General features: G+C 66.6%; 17 protein-coding genes and 6 pseudogenes. 14 read left to right on the top strand and 9 right to left on the bottom strand.

The genetic code is table 11. From position 1 onward, the window contains the following. Positions 1–68 precede the first annotated feature (68 nt). The 3 pseudogenes from AC0IX7_RS13010 to ku form a co-directional block, all read right to left on the bottom strand. Positions 69–2,565, bottom strand: a pseudogene (locus AC0IX7_RS13010) (circularly permuted type 2 ATP-grasp protein). A 328-nt stretch (positions 2,566–2,893) separates the two neighbouring features. Continuing rightward, positions 2,894–5,414: pseudogene (ligD, locus tag AC0IX7_RS13005) on the bottom strand (DNA ligase D). A 111-nt stretch (positions 5,415–5,525) separates the two neighbouring features. Next, positions 5,526–6,408 (bottom strand): annotated as a pseudogene (ku, locus tag AC0IX7_RS13000) (non-homologous end joining protein Ku). A gap of 113 nt (positions 6,409–6,521) precedes the next feature. On the opposite strand from ku, the gene pdxH reads away from it, so the two are divergent. The 3 genes from pdxH to AC0IX7_RS12985 are packed head-to-tail and all read left to right on the top strand — an operon-like array spanning position 6,522 to position 8,877. Beyond that, a complete protein-coding gene (pdxH, locus tag AC0IX7_RS12995; RefSeq protein WP_471812229.1) occupies positions 6,522–7,100 on the top strand; it encodes a pyridoxamine 5'-phosphate oxidase in 579 nt (192 codons plus the stop codon). Then, on the top strand, positions 7,097–8,044 hold the full coding sequence (locus AC0IX7_RS12990; protein ID WP_187505028.1) for a cation diffusion facilitator family transporter: 948 nt from the start codon (positions 7,097–7,099) through the stop codon (positions 8,042–8,044). Before pdxH ends, AC0IX7_RS12990 begins: the two co-directional genes overlap by 4 nt. A gap of 41 nt (positions 8,045–8,085) precedes the next feature. Beyond that, positions 8,086–8,877, top strand: a complete 792-nt coding sequence (locus AC0IX7_RS12985; RefSeq protein WP_471812228.1) for a PhzF family phenazine biosynthesis protein — start codon at positions 8,086–8,088, stop codon at positions 8,875–8,877. 150 nt (positions 8,878–9,027) lie between these two features. On the opposite strand, the gene AC0IX7_RS12980 is transcribed toward AC0IX7_RS12985, so the two are convergent. Next, positions 9,028–9,276 carry a UvrB/UvrC motif-containing protein gene (locus tag AC0IX7_RS12980; RefSeq protein ID WP_254685223.1) on the bottom strand — a complete coding sequence of 83 codons (249 nt, stop codon included), beginning with the start codon at positions 9,274–9,276 and terminating at the stop codon, positions 9,028–9,030. 14 nt (positions 9,277–9,290) lie between these two features. Continuing rightward, positions 9,291–10,400, bottom strand: a complete 1,110-nt coding sequence (gene mnmA / locus AC0IX7_RS12975) for a tRNA 2-thiouridine(34) synthase MnmA (protein ID WP_471813873.1) — start codon at positions 10,398–10,400, stop codon at positions 9,291–9,293. Between the two features lie 194 nt (positions 10,401–10,594). Here mnmA and AC0IX7_RS12970 point away from each other — a divergent pair, with 194 nt between their 5' ends. From AC0IX7_RS12970 to AC0IX7_RS12960, 3 genes are all read left to right on the top strand, one after another. Further along, positions 10,595–10,822 carry a hypothetical protein gene (locus tag AC0IX7_RS12970; protein WP_187504902.1) on the top strand — a complete coding sequence of 76 codons (228 nt, stop codon included), beginning with the start codon at positions 10,595–10,597 and terminating at the stop codon, positions 10,820–10,822. Between the two features lie 101 nt (positions 10,823–10,923). After that, a complete protein-coding gene (gene sciP / locus AC0IX7_RS12965) occupies positions 10,924–11,223 on the top strand; it encodes a CtrA inhibitor SciP (RefSeq protein ID WP_056412261.1) in 300 nt (99 codons plus the stop codon). 93 nt (positions 11,224–11,316) lie between these two features. Further along, positions 11,317–11,574 (top strand): GlsB/YeaQ/YmgE family stress response membrane protein, encoded by a 258-nt coding sequence (locus AC0IX7_RS12960; RefSeq protein ID WP_187504903.1) that lies wholly within the window; start codon positions 11,317–11,319, stop codon positions 11,572–11,574. Positions 11,575–11,783: 209 nt separating this feature from the next. Here AC0IX7_RS12960 and AC0IX7_RS12955 read toward each other — a convergent pair whose 3' ends face one another. Continuing rightward, positions 11,784–12,521: an SIMPL domain-containing protein gene (locus AC0IX7_RS12955; RefSeq protein WP_471812226.1), complete on the bottom strand. Its 738-nt coding sequence runs from the start codon at positions 12,519–12,521 to the stop codon at positions 11,784–11,786. Between the two features lie 266 nt (positions 12,522–12,787). On the opposite strand from AC0IX7_RS12955, the gene AC0IX7_RS12950 reads away from it, so the two are divergent. The 3 genes and pseudogenes from AC0IX7_RS12950 to AC0IX7_RS12940 all read left to right on the top strand — a co-directional run bounded on the left by AC0IX7_RS12950 (position 12,788) and on the right by AC0IX7_RS12940 (position 18,556). After that, the gene (locus AC0IX7_RS12950; RefSeq protein ID WP_187504567.1) at positions 12,788–13,966 is read left to right on the top strand and encodes an efflux RND transporter periplasmic adaptor subunit; all 1,179 of its coding nucleotides are present in this window, start codon (positions 12,788–12,790) and stop codon (positions 13,964–13,966) included. A gap of 4 nt (positions 13,967–13,970) precedes the next feature. Further along, positions 13,971–17,201, top strand: coding sequence for an efflux RND transporter permease subunit (locus tag AC0IX7_RS12945; RefSeq protein WP_471812224.1), 3,231 nt, complete (start codon positions 13,971–13,973; stop codon positions 17,199–17,201). 87 nt (positions 17,202–17,288) lie between these two features. Next, positions 17,289–18,556, top strand: a pseudogene (locus tag AC0IX7_RS12940) (DUF445 domain-containing protein). 299 nt (positions 18,557–18,855) lie between these two features. Here AC0IX7_RS12940 and AC0IX7_RS12935 read toward each other — a convergent pair. Together AC0IX7_RS12935 and AC0IX7_RS12930 are read right to left on the bottom strand one after the other, a co-directional pair. Further along, positions 18,856–19,827, bottom strand: a complete 972-nt coding sequence (locus AC0IX7_RS12935; RefSeq protein ID WP_471812222.1) for an MFS transporter — start codon at positions 19,825–19,827, stop codon at positions 18,856–18,858. A gap of 585 nt (positions 19,828–20,412) precedes the next feature. Then, a complete protein-coding gene (locus tag AC0IX7_RS12930; RefSeq protein ID WP_471813872.1) occupies positions 20,413–21,075 on the bottom strand; it encodes an HAD family hydrolase in 663 nt (220 codons plus the stop codon). Between the two features lie 121 nt (positions 21,076–21,196). On the opposite strand from AC0IX7_RS12930, the gene AC0IX7_RS12925 reads away from it, so the two are divergent. The 5 genes and pseudogenes from AC0IX7_RS12925 (at position 21,197) to AC0IX7_RS12905 (ending at position 25,084) form a co-directional block, all read left to right on the top strand. Next, positions 21,197–22,306, top strand: a complete 1,110-nt coding sequence (locus tag AC0IX7_RS12925) for an MlaE family lipid ABC transporter permease subunit (protein WP_471812221.1) — start codon at positions 21,197–21,199, stop codon at positions 22,304–22,306. Continuing rightward, positions 22,306–23,212: pseudogene (locus AC0IX7_RS12920) on the top strand (ABC transporter ATP-binding protein). Before AC0IX7_RS12925 ends, AC0IX7_RS12920 begins: the two are co-directional and overlap by 1 nt. Beyond that, positions 23,212–24,174 carry an MlaD family protein gene (locus AC0IX7_RS12915; protein ID WP_132895582.1) on the top strand — a complete coding sequence of 321 codons (963 nt, stop codon included), beginning with the start codon at positions 23,212–23,214 and terminating at the stop codon, positions 24,172–24,174. The pseudogene AC0IX7_RS12920 and the gene AC0IX7_RS12915 overlap by 1 nt, the downstream one beginning before the upstream one ends. A 52-nt stretch (positions 24,175–24,226) precedes the next feature. Next, complete coding sequence (locus AC0IX7_RS12910) at positions 24,227–24,763, top strand: ABC-type transport auxiliary lipoprotein family protein (RefSeq protein WP_471812220.1); 537 nt, start codon at positions 24,227–24,229, stop codon at positions 24,761–24,763. Positions 24,764–24,811: 48 nt separating this feature from the next. Continuing rightward, complete coding sequence (locus AC0IX7_RS12905; RefSeq protein ID WP_471812219.1) at positions 24,812–25,084, top strand: plasmid stabilization protein; 273 nt, start codon at positions 24,812–24,814, stop codon at positions 25,082–25,084. A 161-nt stretch (positions 25,085–25,245) separates the two neighbouring features. On the opposite strand, the pseudogene AC0IX7_RS12900 reads toward AC0IX7_RS12905, so the two are convergent. Then, positions 25,246–26,048: pseudogene (locus AC0IX7_RS12900) on the bottom strand (HpcH/HpaI aldolase/citrate lyase family protein). Positions 26,049–26,055: the final 7 nt, after the last annotated feature.

Here is a 26,055-nt window from a genome sequence, read left to right as displayed (position 1 = left end):
CACCATGCGCTGCATGGTCCCCCTCCCCGTGCCGGGGAGGATTTGCAGGTCTACCCTCACGTCGCGCCTCACGCCAACGTCAGCCCACTGGTCCGCAACGGCTCGGCACCCTGCAGAAAATACCGCCGCGCCAGCGCATCCGACACCGCCCCCAAGCGCCGCTCGATATCCCCCAGCGTCTCCGCATCCAGTTCCGCCGCTGTCGCGGTCATCACGATCGCCTGCAATCCGGTCGCTTCAGCCTGCTGCGGCTCCGCCATCTCGTCGTCGCTGAGCACCGGCAATTCCGCCAACCGCGCCGCGATCCGTTCCGCCGAAAACGCTAGGCTGCGCGGATTGCCCGGATCGAGTGCGACCAGATCGATCACCGGCACGCGCGCGATCCCCGTCGGATAGCGCTGGCGATAACTGATCTGGCTGTCGGCCAGGTCGAGCAGCACGGACAGATCGTCCGGCGAGGCCCCCGGCATCCCGAACAACCGGATCGCGCGCGCCATCGCCATCGCCCGCTCCACCCGCCGCCCGAGATCGTGGAAGCGCCACGCCGCGGTCCGCCCCATATGCTCGGCCGACAGCCCCGCGATCGCCGCGTAGCGCCGTTGAAGCGACCCGGCACGCTCCAGCATCCCGCGATGCGTGGGGAAGGGCGCCTCGAGCAGCCGCACCATGTCCGCCGACAACCGGTCGCGTGAGCCTTCGCCGATCTCTCGCATGGCGGTTGAGCGTCAGGATCGACTGCCAGCGCTCGTCCTCCATCGCGGTGCGGGCGAGCGCGGTGAGGTCGGCGCGGCGCAGCGACGGCGGGTGCGGCGCGCTGCCTGCGCCGACGATCAGCCCCACCAGCTTGCCGACCGTGGTGGGCGACAACACTGCACCCCCGTCGACGTCGATCGAATTGCCGAGCATCACGCGGATCGCCCCGAGCAGCGCTTCGCCGCGCTCCAGATAGCGCCCGAGCCAGTAGAAATTGTCCGCCACCCGGCTCGGCAACGTCCCCGGATTGCGGCGGACGTGGAGCGAATCGGGCGCGGTCAGCAGCGACACGGGCGCGACCGGCTCGGCGCCGTAGATGCAGACGTCGGCCGACCAGATACCTTCGCCCATGACGGCCGCCCGCGGATCGGGATGCTCGCCGATCCGCGCGAACCCGCCGGGGAGGACGGTCCATTCGCCGTCGCCGTTACGGGCTGCGAAGACGCGCAGGGTGAAGGGGCGAGGGACGAGCGCATCGCCGACGACGACCGGCATCGTCGAGAGCTGCACGAGTTCCTGCCCGACATAATCCTGCGGCCTGCGCGCCATGTCCGCGAGCAGGTTGGCGCGCGCTTCGCCGGTGATGTCGGCGCCAGCCACCGGGCCGTCGGTCATGCCGAGCGGCCGCGCATGGAACGCCGGCCCGATCAGCAGGCGGTCGAAATTCGCCTCGACCTGCGCGCGCGCGCCGTCCTGCCCGCACCACCACGTCGCGATATTGGGGAGCAGCAGGTCCTCGCCGAGCAGCGACTTTGCAAGCTGCGGCAGGAACGCCGAGAACGCCGGGGCCTCCAGCACCGCCGAGCCCGGCGCGTTCGACAGCACGACGTTGCCGGCCGCATACGCGTCGATCAGTCCGGGCACGCCGATCTGCGAATGCGTGTCGAACGCCAGCGGATCGAGCAGCCGCGGGTCGAGCCGCCGCCACAGCGCATCGATCCGCTTGAGCCCGCCGATCGTGCGGACGTACACCTTGTCCTCGAGCGCGGCGAGATCGGCGCCTTCGACCAGCAACAGCCCCAGATAGCGTGCGAGGTGTGCTTGCTCAGGATAGCTCGGGTTGAACCGGCCGGGCGTCAGCAGGCCGATCCGCGGATCGGTCCGCTTGCACATCGCCGCGATCCCGGCGCGGAAGGCGGCAAAGAACGGCGCGTGGCGCTGGACGTTGAGCCGATCCTGCAACCCGCCGAGCGTACGGCTGACGGCGATCCGGTTCTCCAGCGCATACCCGGCGCCGGCGGGCGCGCGCAGGTGATCGGCCAGCACGCGCCATTCGCCGGTCGGTCCGCGCCCGAGATCGATCGCGATGAAATCGAGATGCCGGCCGCCGGGTGGGTCGAGCCCGACCATCGGCCGCAGGAAGAACGGGCTGCCGGTGACGAGCGCGGCGGGGATGTGGCCGTCCGCGACCAGTTTGCCCTCGCCGTACAGGTCGGCGACTACCGTCTCCATCAGCGTCGCGCGCTGGATCACGCCGCGTTCGATGCCGGCCCATTCGCCGGCCTCGATCAGCAGCGGGACGGGCGAGACGGGCCAGGGGCGCTCATCGGGTTCGTCGGCGATGCGGAAGCCGGTGCCGATGTCGACCGCATGCCGCTGCACGCGTTCGCGAATGTGGCCGAGGTCGTCCGAGGCGACCGTCGCGAGTTCGGCGAACATCGCCGCCCAGGCGGGGTCGGCGCTACCGTCATCGGCTGGGCAGAGCACGTCGGCGCGGGTGCTGCGCGCGCAATAGTCGGTGATCCAGCGCTCGGCATGGACCGTCGCGTCGAAAAGGGGCGCGGTGTGCGTCGCCGTGTCCGCCGTGTTCAATGCCTCAAGCCCCCGAATACAGGCGGCGGTGTTTCACCTTTCGACGCGGCGGTGCAACATAAATTGTCGTTTGGAGCGCGCGCTTACTTCTGTTCCCTCGCGGACGCGGGGGCCAGGAATCACGAAGGCTGCGTGCAGTTACCCTGGCTCCCCGCGTTCGCGGGGAACAGTGAGGGTGTTGGACCGCCGCTTCACCACAACGCCACCCCGGCGGAGGCCGGGGCCCGGTTGGAAAGGTGGTCGTAACGGAGCGCTGCTCTTCGTCAGCAACGTCCCCCAACTGGCCCCGGCCTTCGCCGGGGTGGCGTTTGAGAGGAGGGGCGGCCGCTCACAAATCCGGCAGCACCTGATCCGCTACCCCCAGCCCGCCAACGCCCGCGACCCGGCCCGCGCGATCAGCTCGGCCCCGTCCCGCACACCCCACCGCGCGGCAGTCTCGATATCGCGCAGCTCCGTCCAAGATACCGGTGCCGCCACCGGCGCGCCTGCTCTCGCCCGTGCCGAATACGGCATCACCGCGGTCGCCCCGCGCTGGTTGCGCAGCCAGTCGATAAAGATCCGCCCCTTGCGCTTGGCCTTCGCCATCGTCGCGACGAAGCGCTCGGGCTCGGCCCCCGCCATCGCCCGCGCGAAACGATCCGCGAAGTCCTTCACCGCCGGCCATTCCGCCTCCGGGGTCAGCGGCACAACGACATGCACCCCTTGCCCCCCGACAGCATCGGGAAGCTGACCAGCCCGAGTTCGGCGAGCTGGTTCTTCAGATGCTCGGCCGCCTTTTCGTATCGCCGAAGTCGAGGCCCTCGTCGGGATCGAGATCGAACACGAGGCGGTCGGGCTTTTCCAGCGTCGCGTTCGACGAGCCCCAGCCGTGGAACTCGATCGTCCCCATCTGCACGCACGCGACCAACCCGTCCGCGTCGTCGACATAGAGATAGTCTTCGGTCGAGCCGTCTTTCTCGCGGATCGGCACCTTGTGGACCGCGTCGCCGAAGCTGCCGGCGTCGTGTTTCTGGAAGAAGCACGCGCGCGACCGGCCTTGGGGGCAGCGGACGAGGCTGATCGGGCGGTTGGCGGCGAACGGCAGCATGATGCTCGAGACGGCGACGTAATAATCGGCCAGATCGCCCTTGGTGACGTCCGACTTGTCGAAGAGCACGCGGTCGCGGCTGCTGACCTTTATGCTGGTTTCCGGTGCGGCACTCTCGGCTACGTCCGGCAGCGGGGCGGGGGTTTCGGCGACGACGTCCTGCGCCGCCTTGTCCTCGCGCAGACCGATGAAGCTCGAATGGCGGAGCACGCCGTCGGGGGTGACTTCGGCAAACGCTACCTCCGCGACCAGTTTCGGCGTCACCCACTTCGCGCCGCGGACCGTCGTTTTGGGCGCCTCGACCGTCGGCGTCTTGCGGTCGAGCGCATCAAGCTTGTCGCGGATTTCGTCCATCAGCGCCTGGTCGAACCCGGTGCCGACCTTCCCCGCGTACCTGAAGCCCTTGCCCTCGCGGACGCCGAGCAGCAGCGACTTGAACCCGCGCTTTTTGTCCGAGGGCAGCCAGCCGACGATCACGAACTCCTGCCGGTGCGTGCATTTGACCTTGAGCCATGCCTTGGTCCGCTTGCCGGCATAGGGTGCGTCGGCACGTTTCGAGACGATGCCTTCCAGACCCTCGCGGCACATCGTCTCGAACAATTGCTCGCCTGCGCCGATGACGTGGTCGGAATAGCGGAGGCGGTCTTCGTCCTCGGGGATCAGCGGTTGGAGCCGCGCCTTGCGGTCTAGGTTGGAGAGGCCGGTGAGGTCTTCGCCGTCGAGGGCGAGCAGGTCGAAGGCGAACAACGTCATTTCGCCGCCGGCGGAGATGGCGTCCTTCAGTGTCGAAAAGTCGGGGTGGCCGTCCTTGAATGCGACGATTTCGCCGTCGATCAGCGCGGATTTTACCGGGAGCTTGGCGGCGGCTTCGGCGATCGCGGCGAACTTTTCGGTCCAGTCGAGCCCGGTTCGGGTGAAGACTTTTGCCTCGCCGTTGGCGATGGAGACCAGTGCGCGGTAGCCGTCGTATTTGACTTCGTGGAGCCAGGCGGAGCCGGTGGGGACGGCGTCGACTAGGGTGCAGAGTTGGAGGTCCTGGAATTCCTCCCCGGCACGGGGAGGGGGACCGCCGCGACCTTTCGCGGTGGTGGAGGGGGCTGCCACTGGCGAGAGCTTTACGGCTGGCGCTGCTCTTGCGGGCCGCCCCCTCCACCAGCTTCGCTGGTCCCCCTCCCCGTGCCGGGGAGGATTTACCCTCCTCGATCTCGACCATCGTGCGGCCGGTCGAGACACTCGTCAGCGCTTCCTCGACCAGCGTGTCCGTTCCGCCCGCGGCCGCATCGTCGATTTTACGCAACAGCCAGTTCTCGCGCTTTTCCTTCGCTCGTGGCTTCAAGCGGATCAGCAACCATTCGCCCCTCATCCGCTCGCCATCGAGGACGAAGTGGAGGTGGCCCTTGTCGAGATCCTTCGCCGACTTGCCCTTGATCGGCGACCATGTGCCGCGGTCCCACAGCATCACCGTGCCGCCGCCATATTCGCCGGCGGGGATCGTGCCTTCGAACGTGGCGTAGCTCAGCGGGTGATCCTCGGTGCGGACGGCTAGGCGTTTTTCGTTGGGGTCGAGGCTGGGGCCGCGTGTGACCGCCCAGCTTTTGAGGACGCCATCGATTTCGAGGCGAAAGTCCCAGTGGAGACGCGTGGCGTCGTGCTTCTGGACCATGAAGCTGTTGCCGTTGCCGGGGGCCAGCGTGCCGGCTGGCTCGGCGGTTTTCGTGAAATTCCGCTTCGAATTATAGAGCGCGAGGGGATCGTCGACCATCTTTCACCCCTCCCTGGAAGGGAGGGGCCGAGGGTGGGTCGGCCGCTTGGCGGGCAGGGCGCTGGTACGGTGGGCGACCCACCCCAACCCCTCCCTTCCAGAGAGGGGAGCTCAGGCACGCTTCTTCGCCGGGGTTTTCGCCGCAGTCTTAGCCGGCGCGCGCTTGGCGGGAGCCTTCTTCGCCGGTGCCTTCTCCGCACTACCCCCGCTCTTCTCCATCGACTTCTTCAACGCCGCCATCAAATCGACCACGTTCGAGCCGGTCTTCCCGCCCGTGTCCTTGTCCTCGATGATCTTCTTCCCGTTCGCCTTGCGCTTGCGTTCGATCAGGTCCTTCAGCGCATCGACATAGCGATCGTGGAACTCCTGCGGATGGAAATCGCCGCTGCGCTTCCCGATCAGCGCCTCGGCCAGTTCCAGCAGTTCCTCCGACGGCTTGTCGTCGGGAATATCGCGGAAATAGCCCTGCGCCTTGTGCACCTCGTCGGCGTAGCGCAGCGTCTCCAGCACCATCCCGCGCCCGCACGGCTTCAGGCTCACGACATATTCGCGGCCGCGCATCGCAAGCTGGCCCAAGCCGACCTTCTTCGTGCGCTTCAACGCCTCGCGCAAAACGATGAACGCTTCCTCGGCGAGGTCATCCGCCGGCACCACGAAATACGGCTTCTCGTAATACAGCACGTCGATCTCGCTCGCGTCGACGAACTGCGTCAGCTCCAGCGTCTTCTTCGATCTCGAGCTTCACCGCGTCGATCTCGTCCTGCTCCAGCAGCACGTATTCGCCCTTCGAGACCTCGTACCCCTTCATGATCTCGTCGGCATCGACCGGGCCCACGCCGGTGACGACCTTGTCGTAATGGATCGGCTGGCCGGACGGCTCGTGGATCTGCTTGAACGACACCGCCGCGCCGGACTTGGTCGCGGAATAGATCTCGACCGGGATCGAGACGAGGGCCAGCCGGATCTGCCCCTGCCAATACGCGCGCGCTGCCACCTTGGGTGTTCCTTCGTTGCGGAAACGATTCGAGTCCGTAATCAATCATCGGCGAGGCGGAGTCGTTCCCTCGCGCGGTTTCGCTCGGGCCGAAGTTTCGCTATGGCGCAGCCATGTCCGAAGATCCGATCGCCCTGTTCGACGCCTGGTATGCCGAGGCGCGGGAAACAGAAATCAACGACTCCAACGCGGTAGCGCTCGCCACCGCGGATGCGGAGGGCCGTCCGTCGGTGCGGATGGTGCTGTTGAAAGGCCACGGCCCCGATGGTTTCGTGATCTACACCAACCGCGAAAGTCGCAAAGCGGGCAACCTTGCCGTCAACCGCTATGCCGCCTTGCTCTTCCACTGGAAGTCGCTGCGCCGGCAGGTCCGGATCGAAGGCCCCGTGAGCCTGGTGAGCGATGCCGAGTCGGACGCCTATTTCGCCTCGCGCGGTCGCGATTCGCAGCTTGGCGCCTGGGCGTCGGAGCAGTCGCGCCCGCTCGATTCGCGCGAGACGTTCGAGCAGCGGTTTGCCGAGATGCAGGCGCGGTTCGCGGGCGGCGACGTGCCGCGCCCGCCGCATTGGGGCGGCTACCGGATCGCCCCCGACCGCATCGAGCTGTGGCAGGACCGCGAACACCGCCTCCATGAACGCCGGCTGTTCGTACGCAAAGACGGCGGCTGGAGCGAAGGGCTGCTCTTCCCATGACGCAGGACGAACGCCGCAGGGTCATACCCCTCGCAACCCGCGCGGCGCTCGCCAGCGTCGCGATGGCGTGTTTCCTGCTGCTGCTGAAGGGCTTTGCGGCATGGTCGACGGGCTCGGTGGCGATGCTCGGCTCGCTCGCCGATACCGCGCTCGATCTGCTCGCGTCGCTCGTCACGCTGTACGGCGTGCGCCTCGCCGCGACGCCCGCGGATCACGACCACCGCTTCGGCCACGGCAAGGCGGAGGCGCTCGCCGCGCTGTTCCAGGTCATGCTGATCACCGCCTCGGCGGTCGGGATCGCCTGGCGCGCGATCCTCGCCTTCGCCGATCCGCAGCCGACCACCGGCGCCGAGTTCGGCATCGGCGTGTCGGTGATCGCGATCGTCGCGACGGTGTTCCTACTCGCCTATCAGCGCCGCATCATCCGCCAGACCGGCTCGGTTGCGATCCTGGCGGACAACGTCCATTACCAGTCCGACGTGCTGCTCAACGGTTCGGTGATCGTGGCCCTCGTGCTCGATCAATATGTCGGGTGGAGCGGTGCGGATCCGATCTTCGGCATCGTCATCGCTTTGTGGCTGGCCTGGGGCGCGTTCCAGGCGTCGTCGAACGCGATCGACCAGCTGATGGACAAGGAATGGCCCGAGGATCTGCGCACGCAGTTCCTCGACGTGGCGGCGCGCCAGCCCGGCATCCGCGGCATCCACGATTTCCGCACGCGCCGTTCCGGCAGCCACGACTTCGCGCAGTTCCACATGGAGGTCGCGCGCGACCTGACCGTCGCCAACGCGCACGACATCGTCGAGGCGGTCGAGCGCAATTTGCGCACCGCCTTCCCCAAGGTCGAGGTGCTGATCCACCTCGATCCCGAGGGGCATGTCGACACCGACAATCCGCTGGTCGAAGCGGACGTGACGCCGCATTGGTTTGGCAAGCGCGTCTGACCCGCTTGGGGTTCGGCAAGCGCGTCTAAGGGGCCCAGGGCATGAGAATACCGTTCGCGCAGATCGATGCGTTTTCCGACACGCCGTTCGGCGGCAACCAGGCGGCGGTGATGCCGCTGTCCGCGTGGCTCGACGACGATGTGCTGCTGGACATCGCGCAAGAGAACAACCTGAGCGAGACCGCGTTCATCGTCGCCTCCGACGACGAGGGCGTGGATTTCGACCTGCGCTGGTTCACACCCGGGGCGGAGGTCGCGCTGTGCGGCCACGCGACGTTGGCGAGCGGGCATTTCGTGCTGTCGTCTGACACCGCGCTCAACCGGGTGCGGTTCCGGACGCGGCAGGCGGGGATGCTGGAGGTCGCGCGGGCGGACAGCGGCTACACGCTGGAGTTGCCGGCCTGGGCTCCCAGCCCGAAAGCGATCCCGGAGATCGTCGCGGCACTGAACGTCGCCGCGCCGGTCGAGACGTTGTGGCACGAGAAGGGCTATGCGCTCGTGATCGTCGAGGACGAGGCGGTGGTGCGCAACCTGAAGCCGGATTTCGCCGCGCTGGCCAAGTTCCCGATCGTCGCGATCGTCGCGGCGCGCGGGGCGGCGACCGATATCGTCAGCCGGGTGTTCACGCCGTATTACGCGATCGACGAGGATCCGGTGACGGGCTCGGCGCATGCGGTGATGGTGCCGTATTGGGCGCAGAGCTTGGGGAACAGCCTCACCGCGTATCAGGCGAGTGCGCGGGGCGGGAAGCTCACGTGTCGGCTCGAGGGCGACCGCGTGGTGTTGGGCGGTGCGTGCGTGACGACGATCGAGGGCACGTTCCTGCTGCCTTGAGCGGCGGCGCCGATCGTCCGATTCCGCTCTCTATCTTCCCCCTCCCTGACAGGGAGGGGCCGGAGTGGGTCGGCCGATTGGCGGACGCGGCGCTGGTCTGGCGAGCGACCCACCCCAACCCCTCCCTTCCAGAGAGGGGGCCAAGAAGAGCTACCGCTTCCGCCCCTTGGTCATCGGATCCGGCTTCTTTGGTTTCACCCAGCCCGGCGGCGGCGTCATGCGTTGTTGGCTCGTGCCTAGCCCCATCGCGCCCGGCTGTTGCCGCGTCAGCCCGGCTGTGTCCGCGACCTCGCCGCCACCGCGCAACACGCTGATCTGATCGCGCAACCGGCCCGCGGTCTCGAAATCCATCGCCGCGGCGGCGGCTTCCATCTGGCGACGCAAGGTTTCGATATCCATGCCGCCTCAACGCGTCAGGCGGCTACGAGTGCCGCCTCGGTCTCCGCGATCCAGCCGCCGCCGAGCACGCGCTCGCCCGCATACAGCACCGCCGCCTGGCCTGGCGCGACGCCATATTCGGGCGCATCGAATACCACCCGGTCGCCGACCAGGCGGGCCGGGACGGGCTTGGCCATCGACCGCACTTTCGCGGTCAAAGGCCCGGTGAAGTCGCCGCCCAGCCAGTTGATGTCGGTCATCCGAGCCGCCTCGACCGCGAGCGCGCGACGAGGCCCGACCACGACCCGCTTCGTCTCCGGCTCGACTCGCACGACATAGAGCGGCTCGGGACTGCCGCCGATCTCCAGCCCGCGACGCTGGCCGACGGTGAAGTGGATCAGCCCGCGATGCTCGCCGAGCTTCACGCCGCCGAGATCGACGATATCGCCCGCGGTCTCCGCCGCCTCGGGCCGCAGTTTCTTCACCAGCCCCGCATAATCGCCATCGGGCACGAAGCAGATGTCCTGACTGTCCGGCTTTGCCGCAACCCCGAGCCCGAGTTCCGCCGCGATCTCGCGCACCCGCGCCTTGGGCAGGCCGCCCAATGGAAAGCGCAGATAGTCGAGCTGGCTCTGCGTGGTCGCGAACAGGAAATAGCTCTGGTCGCGCGCCGGATCGGCACCGCGATGGAGTTCGGCACCGTGCGCGCCCTCGACTCGGCGGACGTAATGCCCGGTCGCGAGGCAATCCGCGCCGAGATCGCGCGCGAGCTTCAACAGATCGGTGAACTTCGGCCCCATATTGCACTGGACGCACGGGATCGGCGTCCGGCCGGCGAGATATTCGTCGGCGAACTTGTCGACCACCTGTTCGCGGAAGCTCGTCTCGTGATCGAACACGTAGTGCGCGATCCCGAGTCGATCGCACACCGCGCGGGCATCGCGGATATCGCGCCCGGCACAGCACGAGCCGGCGCGACCGATCGCCTCGCCGTGATCGTAGAGCTGCAACGTCACGCCGATCGTCTCGGCGCCGGTGGCGTGTGCGAGCGCGGCGACGACCGAGCTGTCGACGCCGCCGGACATCGCCACGACGATGCGCTTTCCGGCCGTGTCCGGCCCGAGCTGAAAATCGGTCTGATCCATGATCGCCACATAGGCGCGACGGCGTGCGGTTGCAAAAAGATGCACCGGTTAACGTATATCAAGACGAAATGAGGGAAAAACGCGACCAGCGATTGGAATAAAGCGACAAGTTCACGAACTCTTTCGCCGAGTTTTACGGTCCCTTCACCCCTCGCGCTATACCGGACCTCCCAAGAGTTTTCGCGAGTATCCCGTTGGACCTGAGTTTTCCCCGTTTCGATCGCGACGCCGAGGTCACCGTTCTACCGGGTGATCTCGCTGTCCTGATCGTCGGTATCGCCGCCCGCCAGGCAGCGAGCCCGACCGCGGTGGTACAGGCCGGCTTCGCGCGAACGACGATCGATCCCAAACTGTTCGCGCCGCTTCACGGTGCGTTCAACGGCCCGATGGCAACGGCGTTAACCCGGTGGAAGGACGAATGAAGATGCGGTTTACGGCGGCGTTTCAGCCGATCTTCAAATCCTGCGACTATGTGTCGTGTGTGCGTATCGATAGGGGCCCCCGCCCCGATCAGAGGTTTCAAATGATCGAGAACCAGAAAATCCGTCCCGGCAAGGTCATCGGACCACTCGGTGAGCAACTGACGCTGGATACGCTGCCGCCACCCAGCACCACGCGGTGGGTGGTGCGTCGCAAGGCCGAAGTGGTCGCTGCGGTGAATGGCGGTTTGCTCAGCGTCGACGATGTCTGCGCCCGCTATGGCCTGACCGTCGAGGAGTTCGCCAGTTGGCAGCGCGCGATCGATCGGTCGGGCATGCCCGGGCTCCGCGTCACGCGCATCCAGCACTACAAGTCGTTGTACGAGCGCCAGCAAAAGTATTGAGATCTAAAACTCAAAACGCGGGCGGAACAAAAATCCCCGCTCGCTCGTCTTTCCGCCATCGCCCGGATACGGGTTCAACGGAGGGAAAATATCATGGGTCTCATTCTTTGGCTGATCGTCGGCGGTGTCATTGGCTGGATCGCTAGCATGATCATGCGCACCGATGCGCAGCAGGGCATTTTCCTGAACATCATCGTCGGCATCGTCGGCGCGTTCATCGGCGGCCTGATCCTGTCGGGTGGTTCGATCAACAACCAGCCGCTCACGCTGACGTCGTTCCTCGTGTCGCTGCTGGGTGCGATCATCCTGCTCGCGATCGTGAACCTCGTGCGTCGCGGTAGCGTCCGCTAAGCTTCGCATCGTCACGCGAAAAAGAAGGGCTGCCCGGGCAACCGGGCGGCCCTTTTTCGTGTGTGGAGACTGGGCACGATCTTTAAATCTTCTCCCTCCCTGGAAGGGAGGGGTAGGGGTGGGTCGGGTCCCATGTGTTCGAACGGTCGCGGCATAAGCGAGCCTACCCACCCCAGCCCTTCCCTTTGAGGGAGGGGAGCAGTTGAATGTCAGTTCAGCAGGAACCGCACCGATACCGTGACCGTCACGTCCTTCTCGCCCGGTGCGATCTGCGTGCTGTCCTTGGCCATCGACGCGCGTGCCATGAACATCGGCTGCGGCGAGCCGCCGGTATCCTGCCCCGATTCGGCGATCGAGACGATCCGCGACACCCGCAGCCCGGCTGCCTTCGCGTAGAGATCCGCGCGACGCTTGGCCTGCGCGATCGCGTCGGCCCGCGCTTCGTCGAGCGCGGTCTCGGGCTTGTCGATCGACAGGTTCGGCCCGTCGATCTGGTTCGCACCCTCCGCCACCAGCGCATCGAGGATCGCGCCGGACTTCGCCACGTCGCGGAAGCGGATCGAGACGGTGTTGGTCGCCTGATATCCGGTGATCACCGGCGGCTGGTTGTCGGCATAGCGATATTGCGGCGCGAGCTGGACCGACGACGTCGCGATGTCGCGCGGCGCCACGCCCGCCCGCTTCAGCGCCGCGAGCACCTTCGCCATACGCTGCGCATTGTCGGTGAGCGCGGCTGCGGCGGTCGTCGATTGCGAGACGACGCCGGCACGGATCGTCGCGAGATCGGGCACGCGGGTCGTGCGACCCTCCGCCGTCACGTCGAGCACGGTGCCCGCCGCCGGGATCATCGGCTCGACCGTGGTCGGCGCGGTCTGCGCGATGGCGGCAGTTCCCGGCAACGCGACGGCGACGCCGGCCAGCGTGGTAAGGAACGTTGCGATCTTCATGACTATGTCTCCCGTGTAGCAATATGTCGGCGTGTGGCGCCGCGCACGTCAACGCAAGCTGAACGTCGCCAAACTCTTCGAACGTCCCAAACTCTTTGAACATCCCAAACTCTTTGAACATCATTGCGGATAGATCGGATTCGAAGCATGTCTTCGCGTTCGTGCTAGTCGAGGGGCTTGAGCACGGTGACTTATTCAGATAACACAGCGTGCGAATGGCGAAGCGGGTCGAGACAAGACCGGTCGGAATTGGGATTGTGACGCGCATGAATTACGAGACGAAGATGATCGGTGGCGAGAGCGAAGAGCCACTGGCGTTGCCGGACTATAGCGCGCCATCGCATCGCCGCCGCAACGTCATCATCGCCGTGATTCTCGTCCTGGCGATCGCGGTGGCGGTCTATGCCTTCAAGGCCGGCAAGAAGGACGTCGCGGCCGCGACGCCCGGCGCGCAATTGCCGACCGTGTCGGTGGTCGTGCCGGGCCGGCAGGCGGTCGACCGGACGATCTCGGCGACGGGTACGCTGGCGGCACGACGCGAGATGCCGGTCGGCGTCGCGGGCGAGGGCGGAATGATCACGCGCGTGCTGGTCGAACCCGGCACCTGGGTTTCGGCGGGCCAGGTGCTCGCGACGGTCGATCGCTCGGTCCAGAACGAGACCGCGGCGTCGCTCGCCGCTTCGGTCAGCGTCGCGCGCTCGGACGAGACGATCGCGCAGGCCGAACTCGACCGGGCCAAGCAGCTCGTCGATCGTGGCTTCATCTCGAAGGCCGATCTGCAGCGCAAGGCAGCGACCCGCGATGCCGCGGCGGCGCGGGTGAAGGTGGCGCAGGCGACGCTCGGCGAGGCGCGTGCGCGCAACGGGCGGCTCGATATCCGCGCCCCTGCCGCCGGTCTGGTGCTGACCCGTGGCGTCGAGGCCGGCCAGATCGTCGGGCCATCGGCAGGCGTCCTGTTCCGCATGGCGATGGGCGGCCAGATGGAGATGCGCGCGCAGTTGAGCGAAGCGGACCTGACCGGGCTGCACGTCGGGGCGCGCGCGACGGTCGTGCCGGTCGGCACCACGCAGGGCTATCCCGGCGAAGTGTGGCAGGTTTCGCCCGTGATCGATCCGCAGACGCGCCAGGGCATCGCGCGCATCGCGGTCAAATACGATCCGGCGCTGCGCCCCGGCGGGTTCGCCGCGGCGACCATCGTCGGCGGCGTGACGCAGGCGCCGCTGCTTCCCGATTCCGCGTTGCAGAGCGACGAGAAGGGCAATTACGTCTATATCGTCGGGCCGGGCGACAAGATCGTCCGGCGCAACGTGAAGATCGGTCAGGTCTCCGATGCCGGCGTGACGATCATCGGCGGCCTCGACGGCTCGGAGCGCGTCGTCCAGTCCGCGGGTGGCTTCCTCGCCCCTGGGCAGACGGTCAAGCCGATCACCAAGAAGGCGAGCTGAGCCCATGAACTTCCGCAACATCTCGGCCTGGTCGATCCGCAACCCGGTTCCGCCGATCGTCCTGTTCCTGGCCCTGATGCTTGCGGGCGTCGTCAGCTTCATGCGGATGGACGTCAACCGCGATCCCGACATCGACTTCCCGATCGCGATCGTCGTCGTCAACCAGCCCGGCGCGGCGCCGACCGAGATGGAGACGCAGGTCACGCAGCGCGTCGAGGCGGCGGTGCGCTCGCTCCAGGGCATCGACGAGATCAACTCGACCGTCACCGAAGGCAATTCGGAAACGGTGATCCAGCTCACCATCGGTACCCCGATCGACCGCGCGGTGAACGACGTGCGCGACGCGATCGCACAGATCCGCAGCGATCTGCCCGACGGCATTCTCGAGCCGCAGGTGTACCGCGCGAACACCAGCGGCAACGACGTCGCGAGCTTCGCGGCGATCACCACCGACATGACCGTCGAACAGCTCTCCTGGTACATCGACGACACCGTCACCAAGGAATTGCTGTCGATCCCCGGCATGGCGACGATCAGCCGCAACGGCGGCGTCAGCCGCGAGATCCGCGTCATCCTCGATCCGCTGAAGCTCCAGAGCCAGGGCCTGACCGCAAGCCAGGTCAATCTGCAGTTGCGTCAGGTCAATCTGAACGCGGCGGGCGGGCGTGCCGAGATCGCCGGGTCCGAACAGTCGATCCGCGTGCTCGGCAACGCGCGCGACGCGAGCGACCTCGGCCAGACGCAGATCAACGTCGGCAATGGTCGCACCGTGCGTTTGGCCGACATCGCGCAGGTCCGCGATCTCTACGCCGAGCAGCGCAGCCGCGCGACGGTCGACGGGCGCCAGGCGATCACCTTCGATTTCCAGCGGGCCAAGGGCGCGTCCGACGTCACCGTCTATCATGCCGCGGTCGAGAAGCTGCGCGCGCTCGAAAAGCGCAATCCGTCGGTCAAGTTCGTCCAGCGCTACACCACCACCGAATATACCGAAGCGCAGTATGAAAGCGCGATCCACGCGATGATCGAGGGCGCGATCCTCGCCGTCATCGTCGTCTTCATCTTCCTGCGCGACTGGCGTGCGACCGCGATCTCCGCGCTGGCGATCCCGCTGTCGGCGATCCCCGCCTTCTGGTTCATGGACCTGCTCGGCTTCGACCTGAACGGCATGACTTTGCTCGCCCTCAGCCTGGTCGCGGGTGTGCTGGTCGATGACGCGATCGTCGAGATCGAGAACATCGTCCGGCACATGCGGATGGGCAAGTCCGCCTATCAGGCATCGATCGACGCCGCCGACGAGATCGGTCTCGCCGTGCTGGCGACGACGATGGCGATCGTCGCGGTGTTCATGCCGGTCGCGCTGATGCCGGGTATCGCGGGGCAGTTCTTCAAGAATTTCGGCCTGACGGTGGTCGCGGCCGTGCTGATGAGCCTTGCGGTCGCACGGCTCGTGACGCCGATGATCGCGGCGTATTTCCTCAAGTCGTTCGGCCATGCCAGCCACGGCGAGGGCAAGATCATGGACTGGTACGTCCGCACGCTCCACTGGACGCTCGACAGCCGCAAGGCGGCGGCATGGCGCGCACGCGGCGGCGTCCGGAGGATGTTCAACCGCGTGATGGATCACCGGATGTGGGCGATCGGCGCGGGCGTGGTCGCCTTCGCGCTGACGCTATTCATGTTCACCGTCATCCCCTCGCAGTTCCAGCCGACCCGCGACGAGGATGATTCGACCGCGCAGATCGAGATGGTGCCCGGTACCACCCTCGCGCAGACCGATGCGGTGGTCGCGCGGGTCGGGGAGATCCTCAGCCAGCAACCCGAAGTCGCCACCGTCTATGCGCGCACCCGGGTCGGCAGCGGAATCGTGACCGCGAACCTTCGCCCCGATCGCAAGGAGAAGTCGGTCGATTTCGAACGCCGGCTCGCGCCACAGATGACCGCGATCCCCGATGCACGCGTGTCGTTCCGCTCGCAGTCCGGCTGGGGCGGCAGTGGGCGTGACGTGACGATCGTCCTCGGCGGCAGCGATCCAGCCAAGCTGCAACAGGCGGCCGACAGGATCGTCGCCGAGATGGGCTCGCTCAAGTCGCTGACGGCACCGCGCGTCTCTGGCGGAATGCAGCGCCCGGAAATCGTCATCCGCCCGCGCTTCGATCTCGCCGCCAATCTCGGCGTGACCACGCAGGCGCTGTCGTCGGCGATCCGGATCGCCACGCTCGGCGATATCGACCAGAACTCGGCGCGCTTCTCGCTCTCCGACCGCCAGATCCCGATCCGGGTCGCGCTCGACCAGTCGGCGCGGACCAGCCTGTCGACGATCCAGAACCTGCCCGTGTCGACCGCATCGGGCGGCTCGGTGCCGCTCAACCTCGTCGCGGATATCGGCCTCGGCTCGGGCCCGACCAAGATCGACCGCGTCAACCAGCAGCGCCAGATCACGCTCGGCGCCGATCTCGCGCCCGGCGTCGTCATCTCCGACGCGATGAAGCAGGTCCACGCGCTGCCCGCAATGAAGGCCCTGCCGGTCGGCGTCAGCGAACTCACGCTCGGCCAGAGCAAGTGGCAGGCCGAGATGATCACCAACTTCATCACCGCGGTGATCGCGGGCACCTTCCTCGTGTTCGCGGTGCTGGTGCTGCTCTACCGCCGCGTGCTGCCGCCGTTCGTCAACATGGGCTCGTTGCTGCTCGCGCCGCTCGGCGGGTTGCTCGCGTTGTGGGCGACCGGACAGCCGCTGTCGCTGCCGGTGTATATCGGCCTTCTGATGTTGCTCGGCATCGTCGCCAAGAACTCGATCCTGCTGATCGACTTCGCGCTCGACGAGATGAGCAAGGGCGTCGACGCGTTCACCGCGATCATCGATGCCGGGCACAAGCGCGCCCAGCCGATCGTGATGACCACGGTCGCGATGGTCGCCGGCATGGTGCCGACCGCGATGTCGCTCAGCGGCGATTCGTCGTCGCGCGCGCCGATGGGCACGGTCGTGATCGGCGGTCTTGCGCTGTCGACGCTGCTGACCCTGCTGATCATCCCCGCGGCGTTCAGCCTGGCGGTCGGGATCGAGCGCTATGTCGGGCCGCGGCTGAGCCGTCGCCTGCTCACCTATCGTCCGGGTGACAATGGCGACGACGTGATCGAGATCGCCGGACCCAATCCGGGGCCGCTGCTCGGGCCGGCGACCGGCAAGCTCGGGCACGGCGGCGAACGGGGTGACGGCACGCAACCCGCCGAGTGATCGACCTACGACACGCCCTTCTGCACCCGGGCACCCGAACCGCCGCAGCGGCGTGAACATTCGGGGCGCCCGGGGATTGTTACGGGCATGACGCTTTTACCCCGTATGCGCCCGGCCGGCGAAGCACCTCCACCGGCGCTCGTCCGCATGCGGATCGTCGCCACCGGCCTGCTCGTGCTCATGGCCGCCACGTTCTTCGCCAGCCGCGCGCTCGTCCCCGTCCACCCGGCGTTCGGGTTTGTCCGCGCGTTTGCCGAGGCGGCGATGGTCGGCGGTCTGGCGGACTGGTTCGCGGTCACCGCGCTGTTCCGCCATCCGCTCGGCCTGCCGATCCCCCACACCGCGATCGTGCCGCGCAACAAGGATCGGATCGGCGATACGCTCGCGCAGTTCCTCCGGGCGAACTTCCTGATTCTGGTCGTCATCGCGCGGCGCACGCGGCGGCTCGACGTGGCGAGGGCGATCGCCCGCTGGCTCACCGATCCGCCCGAGGGGGCAGGGGCCGCTTCCGGCAGGGCGCGTCGAAGCTGGTCGCGCAGGTTCTCGAAGGCCTCGATCCGGCTCGGCTCGGCGGGATGGTCAAGGCCGGGATCGGCGCACGACTGCGCGAGACCGAAGTCTCGCCGATCCTCGGCCAATTGCTGAAGGCCGCGATCGCCGAGCGCCGCCACGCGCCTTTGCTCGAAAGCGCGATCCGGTGGGCAGCGAAAACCTTGGCGGCAAACGATCACCTCGTCCGCGCGATGGTCCATGACAAGGCCGGCTCGATCCTGCGCTGGACCGGGCTCGACACCACCGTCGCGGACAAGCTGATCAGCGGCTTCGACAAGCTGCTCGCCGAGATGGCCGAGGACCCCGAGCATCCGCTCAGGCTGAAGGCGGAGGAGGGGCTCGATCGCCTCGCCTGGGATCTCCAATACGACCGCCGCATGCGCGAGCGGGTCGAGACGATGAAGAACGACCTGCTCGACAACCCGGCGATGCAACGCTGGCTCGACGGCCTGTGGGAACAGGCGCGCGGCGCCCTTCTCGCGATCGCCCGCGATCCCGAGCGCGCGATGGCCGGCAAGCTCGGCGACATCCTCCGCCAGCTTGGTGAGACGTTGCAGCACGATCCGCGCATGTCGCGCACGATCAACCGCTTCGTACGTCGTGCGGCAGTCGGTGCGGCGGCGGACTACGGCGACGGCATCGTCAAGCTGGTGTCCGAAACCGTGCGCAGCTGGGACGCCGACACGATCACCAGCCGCCTGGAAAACGCGGTCGGCCGCGACCTGCAATATATCCGGGTGAACGGGACGATCGTCGGCGGGCTGGTCGGACTGGTGATCCACAGTGTGGACGTGCTGCTGTGACGGGTAGCGACTAAGATCTTGTAGATCGCACGCGGAATCGCAGCTTTACAGGTATCGTCCGATCTTTTGGGGTTGTCTGGGTTAAGTAAGACCCGGACGGGTTGGCTCTGAAAACGAATCGAGTTGAGACGACGCTTGCCGACATCGAATGTATGGATTGGGGAGGAAAGCGGCCCTTCCGCTGTTGGGAAGGCGGGTGGCGTTAGGCGATGTCGCCTGACGCTGCTGCCTGTCCCGAAAAGAATCGGAAATTGGAAAAGCCGATGCGGTAGGGATGATCGGGATCTTTCCGCCAGCGATTATGAAGGGCGGGCTTTGATAGAGCTGAACAGCAGCCACCCCACCAAACCTGCTACAGCCCCAAGCGTACCGCCGAGGATATAGGCATCGACCGCCCCGTTCGGCGCGAACAAGCCTCCAGTCATATATCCAAGGATGCCCGCGCTGCTTGTGCTGGCGCTGTAGATCGCCGCGACTTTGCCTTGCGCGTTAGCCGGAGCCTCACGTTGCAGCATCGTTCGGACCGCGATGTTGTGGGCGCTGTTCGCTGCACCCCCGATTACGAACGCAATCCCCACGAAGGCGATGCTACCAATCGTTGTGGATATGCCGATACCGATCGCGAGCATGATCCCGCCCATCACAGTCCCGGAAACGAAGGCGATCGGTGCCGGCCGCTTCATCGCCATCGTTCCCGATGCAGCAGCCCCCGCCATCAATCCTCCAGCCCAGCAGGCCGTCAGCAAACCAAACACGGTCGGGCCGGCCGCCAATGTGACGGTCACGAGAAACACGAATGCTACATCGGCAATGGCGGTCGCATAGACCTCAAGCGTCAGCGCGCCGATCATGATCGTAATCCTACGATCACGCAGGACCGGCAAATATTCGGACAGCAGGGTTCGGGCCTGGCCGTCTTCGTCCGCTTCAACGGGGCGGCGAAGGCCACTCGCCAACACGACGGCGGCTAGAAGCACGAAGCTGGCAGCATCGATCAGCAGCGCGTTCCCGGTCCCGCCCCACGCCACCAGCGTGCCGCCCACGACCGGCCCGGCAAGCATCCCCGCACTGCGCACGAACTCCAACACCGCATTGGCGCGTGGCAGCGTCATGCCCAGCCCTGCGGCTAGGACGGGGATGAGGGCGAAACTGGCCGTCCCGCCGATGGCGAACGCCACGCTGAGGATACTAGCACCGACGATGGTAGAGGTTAGATCAGGATGCCAAGCCATCCACGCGATGATGACGGCATTGGTCAGCGCCGTTGCCACTAGCAGCTTGCCCGCATCGCGGAGTCGACGAGCCTACCGATAAGAGGTGTGGCCAACAGGCCCGGCAGCAGCCCGGCGACCAGTAGCATCGGCACAGCGAATGGTGTGCGATCACCGGCCGTACGAAGCATCAGGGTTATGAGCGAGATTTCATCGCCGATGGTTGAGAGCGTGAGCGTGGCTAGAAGCAGCCAACCCCAACCTCGCCTAAGCCTTCCCTCCGCCAACGCGCCGACCCCTCATATCGGTAGCCTTATGCCCGACTTGAGCCACGTTGCGAAGCGAACGGCATTCCTGATTATGATCGCGTTGCGGGCATGTCCGGGATTGGTGGGGAGCGGACTAAGGCCATCGGCAACCGCTCGGATCACAAGCTCCACTCGTGATCAGCCAGCGGCCATAGATTACACCCGCAGAGAACAGGGATATTGCTACAGCAAACGCTATAGCAACCCAAATCCACCTGCGGCGCTTCGTTGTCGGTTTCGAGACCATACAGCTACCATCGCGTACCGCGTCAATGTCCACAACTGGGCGATAGTTATCAAGTAGGTTCTGGCAGCTGTCACTCGCCGCACGACGGAGCTACCGCTCCCAATCCGGCATCGGCCAGCCCTTCGCCTTTGCGAGCAACCGCAAAGGCCCATGCGCATTCACCGCGAAGGGTTCGTCGGCCCACTCGAAGGTCGGGGCGTCCGAAACATGGTCGGAATAGAAGCGGATGTGGGCGTGGTCTCGGGCGATGCCTTCGCGGTCCATCCAGGCCTGGATCATCCGCAGTTTTGCCGGGCCGTAGCAATTCTCGCCTTCGATGCCGGCGAGCAGCATGCCGTCGCGGTCGCGCAGGCTCTCGGTGCCGATCACCGCGCCGAAGCCTAGTCGCCGCGCGATCGCCTCGACATAGAATCGGTACGACGCGGTTGCCATCACCAGCCGGTATCCGGCGGCGCGGTCTGCCTCGATCTGCGCGCGGGCGCTCGCGAAGACGCCATCGCGCATCACGCGGTCGGCGAAGGCTTCGGCCGCCCGGCGTTCTTCGGCGGGGGTCATGCGCTTGCCGAGCATCATCCGCTGCATCAAATATTTGAGCCGGCCGCGGCTGATCAGCTTGCCAACATAGCCGAGCGCGGCGACTCCGGCGAACGGGACGAGCGCCAGCCGCCAGGGTGCGCCGCCTTTCTTCGCGGTGTGGAGCAGGAACGGCGTCCAGGTCGGCATGTGCGTGATCGTCTTGTCCATGTCGTAGATCGCGAGGCGGACGGACGAAGTGGCGTTCGTGGTGGAGGAGGCGGGGAAGAAATAGTCATCGTCGCGACTTACGCCGCATTCATCTTGCCGATCCAGTCACTTTGCCGCAAAGGTGCCCCCGATGAGCGCGATGGCCGATTTCCAGCAGGACGGTGCCGATACCGGCACGCTTCGCTTTACCGGCGATCTGTCGCTCGCAAAGATCGGCAATCTGCCCGATCGGCTCGAGGCGGTCGATGCGTCGTCGGTCAAGCGTGTCGACCTGAGCGGGGTCGACCGGATCGACACGATCGGCGCCTGGATCGTCCACCGCTTTGCCGCGCGCAACGATGCGACGATCGACGGGCTCGACGCCAACGACCAGGCGTTGTTCGACCAGGTCGTCGCCTCCGACCAGCCGCTCGCGGCCAAACCCGCCAAGGTCAGCGCGGTCAGCCGCGTGCTCGGCGAGATCGGCGATGCGGTCGTGCTGTCGGGCAAGACCATGCTCGGGCTGCTCGGGTTTCTCGGCGCGACCACGGTCGCATTCGGCAGCGTCATCCGTCACCCGCAGCGCTTCCGCTTCAACGCGGTCGTCCAGCGCTTCGAGGTGGTCGGCGTCGCCGCGCTCGGCATCGTCGGGCTGATGAGCTTCCTGATCGGCATGGTCATCGCTCAGCAGGGCGCGGTCCAGTTGCGGCAGTTCGGTGCCGAAGTGTTCACGATCAACCTCGTCGGCCGCCTGACGATCCGCGAGCTCGGCCTGTTGATGACCGCGATCATGGTCGCCGGTCGCTCGGGCTCGGCCTTCGCCGCCCAGCTCGGCACGATGAAGCTGACCGAAGAGATCGACGCGATGCGCACGATCGGCGTGTCGCCGATGGAGGCGCTGGTGCTGCCCCGCGTGCTGGCCGCGATCGTGATGATGCCGTTGCTCGGCTTCTACGCGTCGGTGATCGCGATCATCGGCGGTGGTCTGCTCTGCTGGGTCCAGCTCGGCATTCCGCCGGTCACCTTCATCGCGCGCATCCGCGAAGTCGTGCCGATCACTGATCTCTACATCTCGCTGATCAAGGCGCCCGTCTTCGGCGCGATCATCGCGATCGCCGGCTGCTTCCAGGGTATGCAGGTCGAATCGGACGCCGAACAGGTCGGCCTGCGCACCACCTCCGCGGTCGTACAGGGCATCTTCCTGGTGATCGTCCTCGACGCGTTCTTCGCGGTCTTCTTCACCTGGCTGGGTTGGGACTGATGCCCCGCAACACCGACGATACCAGCGACAACATCATCTCCGTCCGGGGATTGAAGAACGCATTCGGCGATCTCGGTCGTGCACGAGGGGCTCGACCTCGACGTCCGCCGCGGCGAGATCCTCGGCGTGGTCGGCGGCTCGGGCACCGGCAAGTCGGTGCTGATGCGCTCGATCATCGGCCTCCAGACCCTGGTCGCCGGCGAGGTCACGGTGTTCGGCGAGCCCAATATCGGCCGCGAGGAGACCGAGGCGACCGAGATCCGCAAGCGCTGGGGCGTGCTGTTCCAGGGCGGCGCGCTGTTCTCGACGCTGACCGTAGCCGAGAACGTCGAAGTGCCGTTGCGCGAATTCTACCCGGACCTGTCACCCGCGCTGCTCGCGGAAATCGCGTCGTACAAGGTGGTGATGACCGGCCTGCCGGCGGACGCGGCGAACAAGTTTCCCGCCGAGCTATCGGGCGGCATGAAGAAGCGCGCTGGCCTCGCCCGCGCACTGGCGCTCGATCCGGAACTCCTGTTCCTCGACGAGCCGACCGCAGGGCTTGATCCGATCGGTGCGGCGGCGTTCGATGGGCTCACCCAGTCGTTGCAGAAGACGCTGGGGCTGACGGTGTTCCTGATCACGCACGATCTCGATACGCTGTATGCGATCTGCGACCGGGTCGCCGTGCTGGCCGACAAGAAGGTCATCGCGGTCGGCACGATCGACGAACTGATCGCGCTCGATCACCCGTGGATCGAGGAATATTTCAAGGGGCCCCGCGGCCGTGCCGCGGTCGCGACTCAGGAAGCGCACGAGCGCGCCGACGAGCAAGCTGCCCGACACCCAACTGAAGTCCAGTCCAAGCAGTCCGCGCCGGACGACGCCGACGCGACATACGCCGAGAAAGAAGCAAGGACGCGCTGATGGAAACCCGTTCGAACCACGTCCTAGTCGGCGCCGTCGTGCTGATCCTGCTGGCCCTGCTGGCCCTGTTCACAGTGTGGATCGCGCGGCTGGGCGGCAAGGAAGAGAAGGAATACGACATCTTCTTCCGCCAGTCGGTCGACGGGCTCGCGCGCGGCTCTGCCGTCGTGTTCTCGGGCGTGCCGTCGGGACAGGTCAAGACGATTTCGCTGTGGAAGAACGATCCGCAGTTCGTCCGCGTCCGGATCAGCGTCAACGACGAGACTCCGGTGCTCCAGGGCACGACCGCGTCGATCTCGGGCGTTGGCTTCACCGGCGTTAGCCAGGTCTCGCTCGATGGTGCGCGTAAAGGCGCGCCCGCCGTCTCGTGCCCCGACGTCAATGGCCAGCCTTGCCCGTACGGCGTGCCGGTCATCCCGACCAAGCAGGGCGGCCTCGGCGCGATCCTGAACTCGGCACCGCAGTTGCTCGAGCGCCTGTCGACGCTGACCGAGCGCCTTACGGGCTTGCTGACCGACCGCAACCAGGCGTCGATCGCCGGTATCCTCGAGAACACCAACCGGCTGACCGATGCGCTCGCCGATCGTGGTCCGGAGATCGCTGCGACGCTCGCGCAGACCCGCGTCGCGATCCAGCAGGCGGGCGATGCTGCGCAGCAGTTCGGCGTGCTCGCCAAGACCACCAACGGCGTCCTGTCCGAGGACGTGAAGCCGGCGATGGCGAACCTGAACAAGGCGATCACGTCTGCGCAGCAGAGCGCCGAAACGCTCAACGCCGCGATCGGCGATGCGCGGCCGGGTCTGCAGGCGTTCTCGAAGACGACCATCCCCGAGGCCAACCGTCTGGTCCACGACCTGCGGACGACCGCGGCGGCATTGTCGTCGGTCGCCGAGAAGGTCGACCAGCAGGGTGCGAGTTCGCTGATCGGGCAGCAGAAGCTCCCGGATTACAAGGGTAAGTGAGGCACGCCATGAAGACACCGCTCATCCTGATCGCGATGCTGCCACTCGCCGGGTGCATCAGCTTCGGCGCGAAACCGCCCCCACGCTGTTGACGCTGACGAGCGTTTCGTCGGTGCCGGTCGGCCAGAACCAGGACTCGGCGACCGCCAAGTCGATCACGATCCAGACGCCGGTCGTGCCGCAGTCGCTCGCAACCGCGCGCGTGCCGGTGCAGGCCACGCCGACCTCGATCGCGTACGTCACCGATGCGCAGTGGGCGGAGCCGCCGGCGCGCCTGTTCGCACGGCTGGTGTCGGATACGGTCTCGTCGCGGACCGGGCTGGTCGTGCTGTCGACGGCGCAGTCGATCGGCGACCCGGGCGGTTTGCTCGGCGGCGAGTTGCGGTCGTTCGGGCTGGATGCGACGACTCGCGAGGCGGTCGTGACGTACGACGCGTCGCTGATGCGCGCGGGCAAGACGTCGGTCGAGAAGCGCCGCTTCGAGGCGCGCGTGCCGGTGTCGGCAATCGATGCGACCTCGGCTGCGGCCGGGATCAATCAGGCCGCGAACCGGGTCGCTACCGAAGTGGCGGACTGGATCGGCCGCTGAACGACCTGTTGTTCTGAGCGTTGAAGCTCTCTGACGAGGAGAGCGGCGATGCCACAGGGCGACAAGGACGCGTACACCGACAAGCAGAAGCGCAAGGCCGCGCATATCGCGGATGGCTATGAGGCGAAGGGTGTTCCCGAGCCTGAGGCCGAGGCGCGGGCCTGGGCTACGGTGAACAAGGATTCGGGCGGAGGCAACAAGTCCGGGTCGGGTCGGGGCAAGCCCGATACGCAGGCGTCTGCGCGGAGTGGTGGGAAGCAGGCGGCGGGGCGTAGCGAGGCGGCGAAGTCTGCGGCGGCGAAGAAGGGTTGGGAGACCTGACGAAAAAGGCAAACGGCTAACCAAGTCTTCGATCCTCCCCTGTGAGGGGAGGTGGCTGGCGCTTGCCAGACGGAGGGGTGACACGCTCTCGATGGCGCGATACCCCTCCGTCAGTCCTGCGGACTGCCACCTCCCCTTGCAGGGGAGGAATAAAGTCTTTCTCAGCCCGCCAGCATGGCTTCCGCCTCGGCGAGATGCAGCCGCTCGACCATCTGGCCATCCAGCCGGATCGCGCCCTTGCCCGCATTCTCCGGCTTGGCAAAGGCCGCGACGATCGCCCGCGCCCACGCCAACTCCTCCTCGCTCGGACCGAAACCGGCATTCGCCGCGTCGATCTGCGACGGATGGATCAACGTCTTGCCGTCGAATCCCAGCATCGCGCCCTGCGCGCACTCCGCACCAAACCGTGCAGGGTCGTCGAGCGCGTTGCACACGCCGTCCAGCGCCACGATCCCTGCTGCACGCGCGGCCATGACGGTTGCGGTGAGCGCGGGGATCAGCGGGTGCGATCCGCCCCGAGGCGGCACCGCATTTCCTTGGCGAGATCGTTGGTGCCGGCGATCAGCGCCGTCAGCCGTGACCCCCACGCCGCTTGCGACAGCGCAGGGAGCGACAGGATCGCGGCACAGGTCTCGATCATCGCCCAGATCGGTGGGCCATCTTCGCCCAGTGATTTGCGGATCTCCTCCAGGTCGGACTGGTACGACACTTTGGGCACGAGCACGGCGTCGACGCCTATGCCGCGTACCGCAGCGATGTCGTCCGCGTACCACGGTGTGCCGACGCCGTTGATCCGCACCACGAGTTCGCGCGCGCCGAACCCGCCTTCGCGTACCGCGTCGACGACCCGGTCGCGCGCGGCGGCCTTCTCGTCCGGCGCGACCGCATCCTCCAGATCCAGGATGACGACGTCGCAATCCAGCGTTCGCGCCTTGGCGATCGCCCGCGCATTCGACGCGGGCATGTAGAGC

The organism is Sphingomonas sp. AC411 (assembly GCF_979253035.1).
Note: the sequence above shows the minus strand (reverse complement) of the source record. Positions and strands in the feature narration are given on the sequence as shown.

Excerpts from the sequence above, each read along its gene's own strand:
- AC0IX7_RS12990 (WP_187505028.1), top strand. The coding sequence starts at position 7,097 with ATGACGCAGGACGAACGCCGCAGGGTCATACCCCTCGCAACCCGCGCG.
- AC0IX7_RS12955 (WP_471812226.1), bottom strand. The coding sequence starts at position 12,521 with ATGAAGATCGCAACGTTCCTTACCACGCTGGCCGGCGTCGCCGTCGCG.
- AC0IX7_RS12985 (WP_471812228.1), top strand. The coding sequence starts at position 8,086 with ATGAGAATACCGTTCGCGCAGATCGATGCGTTTTCCGACACGCCGTTC.
- mnmA (WP_471813873.1), bottom strand. The coding sequence starts at position 10,400 with ATGGATCAGACCGATTTTCAGCTCGGGCCGGACACGGCCGGAAAGCGC.
- pdxH (WP_471812229.1), top strand. The coding sequence starts at position 6,522 with ATGTCCGAAGATCCGATCGCCCTGTTCGACGCCTGGTATGCCGAGGCG.
- AC0IX7_RS12915 (WP_132895582.1), top strand. The coding sequence starts at position 23,212 with ATGGAAACCCGTTCGAACCACGTCCTAGTCGGCGCCGTCGTGCTGATC.
- AC0IX7_RS12950 (WP_187504567.1), top strand. The coding sequence starts at position 12,788 with ATGAATTACGAGACGAAGATGATCGGTGGCGAGAGCGAAGAGCCACTG.
- sciP (WP_056412261.1), top strand. The coding sequence starts at position 10,924 with ATGATCGAGAACCAGAAAATCCGTCCCGGCAAGGTCATCGGACCACTC.
- AC0IX7_RS12960 (WP_187504903.1), top strand. The coding sequence starts at position 11,317 with ATGGGTCTCATTCTTTGGCTGATCGTCGGCGGTGTCATTGGCTGGATC.
- AC0IX7_RS12925 (WP_471812221.1), top strand. The coding sequence starts at position 21,197 with ATGAGCGCGATGGCCGATTTCCAGCAGGACGGTGCCGATACCGGCACG.
- AC0IX7_RS12980 (WP_254685223.1), bottom strand. The coding sequence starts at position 9,276 with ATGGATATCGAAACCTTGCGTCGCCAGATGGAAGCCGCCGCCGCGGCG.
- AC0IX7_RS12905 (WP_471812219.1), top strand. The coding sequence starts at position 24,812 with ATGCCACAGGGCGACAAGGACGCGTACACCGACAAGCAGAAGCGCAAG.
- AC0IX7_RS12945 (WP_471812224.1), top strand. The coding sequence starts at position 13,971 with ATGAACTTCCGCAACATCTCGGCCTGGTCGATCCGCAACCCGGTTCCG.